Below are 8,878 nucleotides of genomic sequence, written 5' to 3'. Positions count from 1 at the left end.
ATTAACATTAACAATTAACATTTAAAAAAACACCCCATTTATCTCTGCAATAGTAATCCCCAATAATTGCTGGGTGATTTCATTTAAAGCATTTTCCTTTCCGGTAAAGTGGTATACATTGTGGAAATGCTCCATGCTTTGGCCGGGAGAAAGAAAGGCTCCGGGAGAAACACTTTCTAATTCGTAAAAGGGACCCATCTGGCTACCGTCCTCTAGGGGACCATCATTATAAGCATTGACCGCATCCCCTTTGAAAGGATCAGCATCGGTGTTCCACTCCTGATTAAGGTAGGGCAATTCAGTAGATATATTGAAGGTAGTGATGGTCAATAATTTGTTGATATGGTCATAGCTGGCGGCCATTGGAAGCCCTCTTTCGGGAGATACGCCCACTTTGCCTCTGCTTAAGCCATCGGCCTTTAAGAACAGGTACTTATCTGTAATCTCAATTCTTTCCTCCGGAATTTCCCCGAAATAGTTGCTGGTGGTTCCTTCTTTGGTGTCATTTGGCTTGAGAGGTAATATAATGGTGGTTTCTGCGCTGGGCCTGAACATGTCCAAAACCCAGAGGCAGGGGGCTCCGGTTTCTTGAGTCCATTCAAAATCCCCTGTGTTTTGAATGGAATTGATGGTGGTATAGCCTATCATTTTGATGGCAGAGACATCGGCTGTCAAAGCAGTGTTTTTTAAGATTTCCTCCTTTTCCAGAAGTGCAACGGTTCGTTGAAGCTGTAACTTAAACTCGGTTCCTTGATAGTTGGTAATGGAGGTTGATTTGGCCATGGCTATTTCCCTCGGGCCAGTCTTGGTTTTTTCCCAGGGTTCATGGTCAATGGCTGCAGGAGTGTGCCAGTTCTCAAACGCCATTTTTTTCCCCGGTTCAAAATACAGAGAGTACTTATTCCCTTCTGGCCCAAGCCATAGGCGACTTTCTCCTCCATAGGCATTCATGTGCTTGTCTAATGGGCCTTCAAATGCTTCATAGTTTATCCAGCCAAAGCTTTCTCCATTTTCACCTGCTGCGGTGGAGGTGAAAACTTTACCCTGGTACTTAGGGGATACCAGGATTTTGGCCTGCTTGTCTTCCGTACTTAGCTCTACAAGGTTTGGGTCAAATTTTTCTAAAAACTTTTTATCCTGCAAAAAATTATTTGGACTCTCTTCCGTAGCCTGATTATCTTTTTGGCGCTCTGAGCAGGAAATAGTAAAGGTTAAATTGCTGAGTAGGGCTAAAACAACGATGTATTTGTTCATTTTGGGTTAATTCTTATGCGTTTTAACCACAATAATAGCATTAAACCTTTAACGCTACAATTGAATTTATAAAAACAATAGGTACCCATCGTATTTATAGTGAGTTATGGAAAGAATTTAATGGTGAATGGAATTTGGTTTATGGAGGAAGAGGTTAAAATAACAATGCTTGTTTGATGGTCTATGGATAGCCAGTAACCTATATTCACAACTCCCCAAACACTTCATCCAAATCTAAAACAAATCCAGCAAGTGCCTGCGACTTGACCCGATCTCCCAAGGTAAATAGTCGAGAGGGGCGGTACTTTCCTCCTTCCAGTGTATAGATCAGCAAAGTGCACTCGTCGGGATGGATCACCCAATATTCCTTCACTCCAGATGCTTCGTACACTTCATATTTCAATTGCAGCTCCTTTTTATTGTTACCGGGAGAGAGAATTTCTACGACCAAGTCGGGAGCACCCACACAGCCCAAATCGTCCAGTTTTTCCCGATCGCAGACTACACATAGGTCTGGCTGCACTACGGTATCGATATCCTTGTGCTTTCTGGAAGAGACCGGAAGGCGTACATCAAAGGGGGCGGTATACACCTTACAGCTTCCTCCTTTTAAAAATCCATGAATTCTCGTAACCAATGCTACCGTAAGCTCTTGATGGATTCTTCGAGGCGCTGCAGCCGCCTGCCTGAATACTTTTCCCCGAATTAATTCCACCATCTCATCCAGTTGCCAGGAGAGGTAGTCTGCATAGGAATAGTTTCCATATGCAGAAAAGGGTTCTTTGACTTTGTCTTTTGACTTTTCCATAAACCGAGGTTGACTAATAAAGATAACAAGATTTGGTTAAAATCGCTAGTAGATAAAGTTGAGAATTGCAAGTGATTTTAAAAAATGTAATCTTGTAACTATTTGATTTACAGATAAATATTCCCTTATGTCTACAGGTTTTCGCCTCATGATTATTATTGATTCCTTTCAGGCTGTTAGGATTAAAATTATGCTTTGGCCATAAATATGATTCTAAATAATACAGCCATACCCATTCATATATCGTTATGGAGTTCACTTCCGTGTCAGACCTGGCTCGAACAGCAAAGTGAATAAACAAGGGAATTCTCGCGTAAACAACTCTTTGCCTTCGACAGGCTCAGGCACCGGGTATCGTCAAGCTCAGGTACCATCGTTTTAACAGGCTCAGGGACCGGTACGGAAGTCTAAAAGTCTCAAACACCGGTAATAGATTCTTGAAGTATATACCTTAAAAAACAATTAACAATTAACAATTAACAATTAACAATTAACAATTATCCCCCCCCACCAGTATCAGCAGCTATTTGTTAAAAAAAGTTAATTATTTGCATTTTTTTTCCTTCATATTTAAAATTGAAACCGCTATCAGGATAGCTATCATACGATAAATAGACAAAGATTTAACTTTATTAATTTAATTTATAAATTCACTTATTTATTATTATGTCAGCCGTTTATTTACAAAAACAAGGCCTCAGATGGGGCAAGAAATGGTTTCTTCCATTATTAGTAGTCCTTTTGTTTCACCTTATTCCAATTGCGGTTTCTGCACAAGATGTAAAATCTGAATCCTCGTTTACCGCACGCCTATTTAATATCGAAGCACCGGTTAATGAGACCTTTCGTTTTCAGACAAACCTACAAAACAACTCTGACAAGGAACAGGTTTATGAACTCAAGGCTGAAGCCCCTAAAGGTTGGAGGCTGGTATTTAAGGCCAGAGGAAGTCAAATCACTTCTATTAATTTGGAGCCTGGCAAATCGGAAAGTATCAATGTTGAGGTGAAACCGGCCCATGATGCTGCTCCAAAGAAGTATACCTTTCCTATATATGCAAAATCTGGAAATGATTCGATGGAACTGGAGCTTGAGGCAGTTGTGGAAGGAGCATATGAATTAGAGCTTACAACTCCTTCAGGCCGTTTGAGTGGTGAAATTACAGAAGGAAAAAATACTGAAATCCACCTTAAAGTTATAAATACAGGTTCACTTCCTTTAAATGAAATATCACTTACTGCAAATACGCCATCAAAATGGGAGGTAAGCTTTTCTCCCTCTGAGTTGGAAGTACTTGAGCCTGGTAAAAGTGCAGATGTGATCGCTACTTTGTCAGTTCCTAATAAAACTTTGGCAGGAGATTATGTAAGTAAGTTCACTGCCAAAAATTCAGATAGCACGAGTATGGCAACCTATAGGGTAACGGTAAAAACATCCCTATTGTCTGGGGGTATCGGTATTTTGATAATATTGATTGCTGTTGGATTTGTTTATGTACTGATTCGAAAGTTCGGAAGAAGATAAAATGGTCATGGATAAGGAGGTAATAGCGTTGAAAGGCCTGACAAAAAAATATGGCACTTTCACTGCAGTCAATGAATTGAATCTCACCATTAATAAAGGTGAAATATTTGGCTTGTTGGGCCCAAATGGGGCAGGAAAGACGACCACTATTCTGATGATGATGGGACTAACTGAGCCGAGTGCTGGAACGGCGCATGTTTGTGGGGTTAATTCCACCAAGGATCCCATAGCTGTAAAGAAAATCGTGGGCTATATGCCAGACAATGTTGGGTTTTACGATAATATGTCTGCCTTGGAAAACTTGATGTATATCGGAGAATTGAATGGGATACCACGCTGTGAAGTTCAAAAAGATGCCATAGCCGTAATGGATCTGGTTGGCTTGCCAGCAGAGGCCATTCATAAAAAAACAGCGGCCTATTCAAGAGGAATGAAGCAACGCTTGGGTTTGGCAGAAGTGCTTATTAAAAAACCTCAGGTTGTGGTATTGGACGAGCCTACTTTAGGTATTGATCCGAGTGGGGTCAAAGAGTTTTTGTCTCTTATTTTACGGTTAAGTAGGGAAAAAGGACTTACAGTATTGCTTTCATCCCATCACCTTCATCAGGTGCAGCAGGTTTGTGATAGGGTTGGGATTTTTGTGAAAGGTGAACTCCTGATCGAAGGGGGTATCGCTTCCCTCTCAAATCGCCTTTTTTCTGGCAAATCGGTTGAGGTAAATGTAACCTTTAAAAATTCCATTGACCTGCCATGGAAGGAGGAAACAGCATTACTTCAGTTACCTTCTATTGAAGGAATTACCGTTGATTCTCATGCTATTTGCATCTCAGGAACTGAGGATGTTACCCCTGATATTGTCCGGTTTTTGGTGGAAAAAGGATATCCTATCACAGGGGTTCAAAAGAAAGAATATGGACTAGAGGATATTTATCAACAGTATTTTGAAAACAATATAAAGGAGATTATAAATCAATGAAAGGAATCATAAATGCGTTGGATATGAATGCTGCTATGCGCGATAAAAATCAGCGGAACCCCTTTTGGATATTGGTGAGGAAGGAGATAGCTGGTCATATTCGCAGTTGGAGGTTTATTATTTTATTGGTACTTATCATGCTTACCTTTTGGGGAGCAACTGCCGTGGCCATGAACAATATAAAAGATACTGTGGCAAAGGTCAAAGATTTGGAAAGCCTTTTCTTGTATCTTAAAATACTGACAACTACTGAAGGGACATTGCCTCCGTTTCATGTTTTTCTTAATTTTTTAGGCCCCTTATTGGGGATCAGCCTTGGCTTTGATGCCATTAATTCGGAACAACAAAACGGTACCTTAACACGGATTATGGCCCAGCCCATTTATCGCGACAATTTGCTGTTGTCAAAATTTGTCAGTTCCCTTCTTTTGGTAGGAACATTGTTGTTTTCACTCTCTTTGCTGATGATTGGTGGAGGGATGCTCATTACCGGGGTAATGATTGAAGTCGAAGAACTGGTAAGAATTCTATGTTTTATGGTGCTCTGTACTGTTTATGTAGGCTTTTGGCTAGGGCTTTCAATTTTACTTTCCATTGTCTTTAAGCAGGCATCAACCTCCGCACTTACAGCCATTGGTATCTGGTTGTTTTTCACGGTATTCTATCAGATTGTTATCAATATGGTGGTCACGATGCTTGCTTCAGGTTCAGGTGAATTGTCTCAAATGCAAGTAATGCACCTTAATGAAATGATATTGAACTTTCTTCGATTGGCACCTAGTCAACTCTATGCAGATGCCACTACGACCTTGTTAATGCCTTCTGTTAGGAGTTTGGGACCAGTTACCATTGAGCAAATGGCTGGGGCAATTCCTTCACCACTTTCAATCAGGGATAGTCTGCTGATTGTTTGGCCACAGTTAACAGGCCTGATAGCAGCCACCTTACTTTGCTTTGCCTTTTCTTATTACCTATTTATGAGAAGAGAAATAAGAACCTAAGCATCTCTTTCCCTGTTTTATATAAATTAAGCTGTTTGGAGGTTTTAGCTTTGCCTGGCATAGATGAAATCTTCAAACAGCAACCAAGTGGATAATTTGAAGGCGTGACTTGGGCTAGGGTGAGTTAGCCGATAAAGTAAAATTACGGGTAAAAAACAATAATCCGATTTACTTGACATTCCTATCCAGGGTAATTTTTTAAAGAATAAGAATTCCATAACTTTGTCCAGCAAATTAACTAATGCGGAAATTTTATTTCCGATCAATAGGCAGCCAGAAAATGGAACAAAAGAACAAAAGACACTTATTTATCATGAGGTTATTCATAGCCATCATGCTACCTATTGTGTTGTCCTTATCCATGCTGCCCTGTTGTCCACCCTTGGAAAGCTGTCCGGATGAAGTTAGTCATAGTGGTACTGATGGCCCTACACAGGGAGCTTTACCAAGTTCGGGATTATGCTCTCCTTTCTATACCTGTGGACATTGCCCGGGTTTTATACTTCAACAAGGTGGTTTTCCTCCTTTAACTTTTCAGGAGGTAAATGAAACCATTTCTAGTAATAGATCAGAATTCAAACCTTTTTCTCTGGTTAAATTCTTTTTCAAGCCACCAAAGGCTTGACCTTCCTATCTACATAAAGGTAATTTAAACCAGGCATCTACTAGTAAAGATTTTGTCATTATTGTTGCAGAAAAAAGAGCAACAATACCGTCAAAATCAGGTTGTTCTCGTGGTTTTCCCAAGGGCTTACACCCTTGGCTACAAAAATTTCACGATTAAGAGCAGCATAGAAAGTAATGTCAAGCTATAAGGAGCTAGATGGAATGGCCATTGCTTATTTCGGGTTTAATTACCAACCATAATTTTTCAATCAATCAACAATTAATTAATTACCGTGAAACACATTGTCACAGTACTATTATTGCTTTGCCTTTATGGCACTGCTATGGCACAGAACACATTTAACGCTACGATCAAGGATGAGGAATCCAAGGAGGCGCTATTTGGCGTGTCCGTTTACTTTCCACAATTGGAGAAAGGGGCCTCCAGTGATATTCAAGGAAAAGTCAATATAGACGAAATCCCAAATGGTACTTACACGGTCCTTATAACGCACTTGGGATATGAATCAATAAAATTGGAAAAATCCTTTCCCATCAATCAGCAAGAAGAGCTGACGCTATTTATGGAACATGGCCATGAGGAAATGGAAGAGGTGGTCGTCTCATCCACAAGGAGTGGCAGGACCATAGAAGATATTCCTACAAGAGTAGAGGTGATTGCAGGTGAGGAACTTGCGGAAAAGGGAAACATGAAACCCGGTGATATTCGCATGCTATTGAACGAAAGCACCGGGATACAGACCCAGCAGACTTCAGCAACCAGTTATAACTCGAGTATCCGAATTCAGGGACTTGATGGGAGGTATACCCAATTACTTAGAGATGGCCTTCCATTGTATTCCGGTTATTCGGGAGGTTTAAGCTTGATGCAGATTGCTCCGCTTGATCTCAAGCAAGTAGAAGTAATCAAAGGTGCTTCCTCTACTCTCTATGGTGGAGGAGCCATTGCAGGCTTGGTAAATCTAATTTCTAAAACTCCTGGTGAAGAACGGGAGCTTAATTTTATGGTAAACGGGACCTCGGCATTGGGCTTGGATCTTAGTGGTTTCTATTCGGAAAGGTATGGTAAAATTGGAACCACCGTATTTGCTTCCTATAACAAAGGCACCGCTTATGATCCTGCTGGCATAGGGCTTACAGCGATTCCCGAATTTGAACGGTATACCATTAACCCCCGCATGTTTTGGTACCTGGATGAAGCAACAGAAATTAACCTTGGCTTTAACTTTACTACTGAGGATAGGCTGGGAGGCAACATGGATTATATAGCCGGCAAAACGGAGTCCGGTTATTTTGAATCCAATGAAACGGACCGCTTGTCTACACAGTTTGATGCTACCCATCGCTTTTCCGACCATTCCCGCATTCAGTTGAAAAACAGTGTGAGTTTTTTCGACAGGTCCATAGCCATACCTAGCTATGTTTTCAGTGGAAAGCAGGTGTCCTCTTTTTCAGAACTGAATTATGTCACTTTTGGCGAAAAGATGGAGTGGATTGTAGGGGCTAATCTATGGACGGAGAATTTTGATCAAAGACAGGGTGATCCTGACAATGACCTGGGATTTTCCAATACCACTACCGGGGCTTTCGTTCAAAATACCTGGAACATGGCTTCACAATGGACTCTGGAAACGGGATTGAGAGGTGATTACCAAAGTCAATATGGATCTTATCTCCTGCCTCGATTTTCATTATTGTTCGAGCCGAGTGAGAAGCTTACCTTCAGAACAGGCGGGGGACTTGGATATAAAACACCCACCCAGTTTACTGAAGATACAGAAAGACTGCACTTCAGGAATATTCTCCCTATAGACTTTTCAGCAACCAGTGCCGAACGATCTACAGGGATTAATTTGGACATCAATTACAAATGGCCCGTAACAGGTGATTTAAGCTTGAGTACAAATGCCCTACTGTTTTATACACAGATCAATGACCCGATGCTATTGCAGTCAACCAATAACGGCATGTATGCATTCACCCAGCCCAAAGGTTATATCAATACCCAAGGAGTGGAAGCCAATATGAAGTGGAGTTACCATGACTTTAAACTGTTCGTAGGCTATACCTATGCTGATGTAAACGAACATTATGACAATGAAGCAACCGAATACCCTTTGGTGGCCAAACACAGGCTGAACAATGTTTTGATGTATGAAAAACATGGCGATTTCTGGGTCGGACTGGAAGCTTATTACTTCAGTCCCCAAAAGCTTTCCGATGGCAGTACCGGGCAATCCTATTGGATCATGGGCATCATGTCTGAAAAAAAAATCGGAAAGTATTTTTCCCTTTTCCTGAATTTTGAAAACATGTTGGATACCCGTCAGACCAGGTTTGACACGATTTATACAGGCAACATTAGCGATCCCCAGTTCAGGGATATCTATGCCCCAGTGGATGGTTTTGTCGTCAATGGAGGGTTTAAGCTTAGTTTATAAACTTTACCTAATTGAACGTCGAATAGGAAATTGGAAAGCAAATAACGGTTTTATCAGTATTGTTGTGATTTATTGGCAACAATACCGATAAAACCACTTTGCCTTCGACAAGCTCAGGCATCGGATATTCGACAAGCTCAGACACCGGTAATCTATCTCCCCAATTAACAATTAACAATTAAATAATTAACCATTACCAAATTACCCCACTCACCCCATCACCACCTCTCACTTAAAATACCATTGC

The 8,878-nt window shown here is 40.9% G+C and carries 7 protein-coding genes; 5 read left to right on the top strand and 2 right to left on the bottom strand.

The features are described 5' to 3' along the window. Window positions 1-21 precede the first annotated feature (21 nt). Together ADICYQ_RS18740 and ADICYQ_RS18735 are read right to left on the bottom strand one after the other, a co-directional pair. Window positions 22-1,254 (bottom strand): DUF6786 family protein, encoded by a 1,233-nt coding sequence (locus ADICYQ_RS18740; RefSeq protein ID WP_020892089.1) that lies wholly within the window; start codon window positions 1,252-1,254, stop codon window positions 22-24. 205 nt (window positions 1,255-1,459) lie between these two features. Further along, complete coding sequence (locus ADICYQ_RS18735) at window positions 1,460-2,062, bottom strand: Uma2 family endonuclease (RefSeq protein WP_020892088.1); 603 nt, start codon at window positions 2,060-2,062, stop codon at window positions 1,460-1,462. Between the two features lie 666 nt (window positions 2,063-2,728). On the opposite strand from ADICYQ_RS18735, the gene ADICYQ_RS18730 reads away from it, so the two are divergent. From ADICYQ_RS18730 to ADICYQ_RS18710, 5 genes are all read left to right on the top strand, one after another. Beyond that, window positions 2,729-3,586 (top strand): COG1470 family protein, encoded by an 858-nt coding sequence (locus tag ADICYQ_RS18730; RefSeq protein ID WP_020892087.1) that lies wholly within the window; start codon window positions 2,729-2,731, stop codon window positions 3,584-3,586. 7 nt (window positions 3,587-3,593) lie between these two features. Further along, the gene (locus ADICYQ_RS18725; RefSeq protein WP_020892086.1) at window positions 3,594-4,562 is read left to right on the top strand and encodes an ABC transporter ATP-binding protein; all 969 of its coding nucleotides are present in this window, start codon (window positions 3,594-3,596) and stop codon (window positions 4,560-4,562) included. Continuing rightward, a complete protein-coding gene (locus tag ADICYQ_RS18720) occupies window positions 4,559-5,563 on the top strand; it encodes an ABC transporter permease (protein ID WP_081652396.1) in 1,005 nt (334 codons plus the stop codon). The genes ADICYQ_RS18725 and ADICYQ_RS18720 overlap by 4 nt, the downstream gene beginning before the upstream one ends. A gap of 313 nt (window positions 5,564-5,876) precedes the next feature. Then, entirely contained in the window at window positions 5,877-6,188 is a 312-nt protein-coding gene (locus tag ADICYQ_RS18715; RefSeq protein WP_146948190.1) for a hypothetical protein, read from the top strand. 274 nt (window positions 6,189-6,462) lie between these two features. Beyond that, window positions 6,463-8,631 carry a TonB-dependent receptor gene (locus ADICYQ_RS18710; RefSeq protein WP_020892081.1) on the top strand — a complete coding sequence of 723 codons (2,169 nt, stop codon included), beginning with the start codon at window positions 6,463-6,465 and terminating at the stop codon, window positions 8,629-8,631. Window positions 8,632-8,878 lie beyond the last annotated feature (247 nt).

This window comes from Cyclobacterium qasimii M12-11B, from assembly GCF_000427295.1.
Classification (GTDB): domain Bacteria; phylum Bacteroidota; class Bacteroidia; order Cytophagales; family Cyclobacteriaceae; genus Cyclobacterium; species Cyclobacterium qasimii.
Note: the sequence above shows the minus strand (reverse complement) of the source record. Positions and strands in the feature narration are given on the sequence as shown.

Excerpts from the sequence above, each read along its gene's own strand:
- ADICYQ_RS18740 (WP_020892089.1), bottom strand. The coding sequence starts at position 1,254 with ATGAACAAATACATCGTTGTTTTAGCCCTACTCAGCAATTTAACCTTT.
- ADICYQ_RS18735 (WP_020892088.1), bottom strand. The coding sequence starts at position 2,062 with ATGGAAAAGTCAAAAGACAAAGTCAAAGAACCCTTTTCTGCATATGGA.
- ADICYQ_RS18730 (WP_020892087.1), top strand. The coding sequence starts at position 2,729 with ATGTCAGCCGTTTATTTACAAAAACAAGGCCTCAGATGGGGCAAGAAA.
- ADICYQ_RS18725 (WP_020892086.1), top strand. The coding sequence starts at position 3,594 with ATGGATAAGGAGGTAATAGCGTTGAAAGGCCTGACAAAAAAATATGGC.
- ADICYQ_RS18720 (WP_081652396.1), top strand. The coding sequence starts at position 4,559 with ATGAAAGGAATCATAAATGCGTTGGATATGAATGCTGCTATGCGCGAT.
- ADICYQ_RS18715 (WP_146948190.1), top strand. The coding sequence starts at position 5,877 with ATGAGGTTATTCATAGCCATCATGCTACCTATTGTGTTGTCCTTATCC.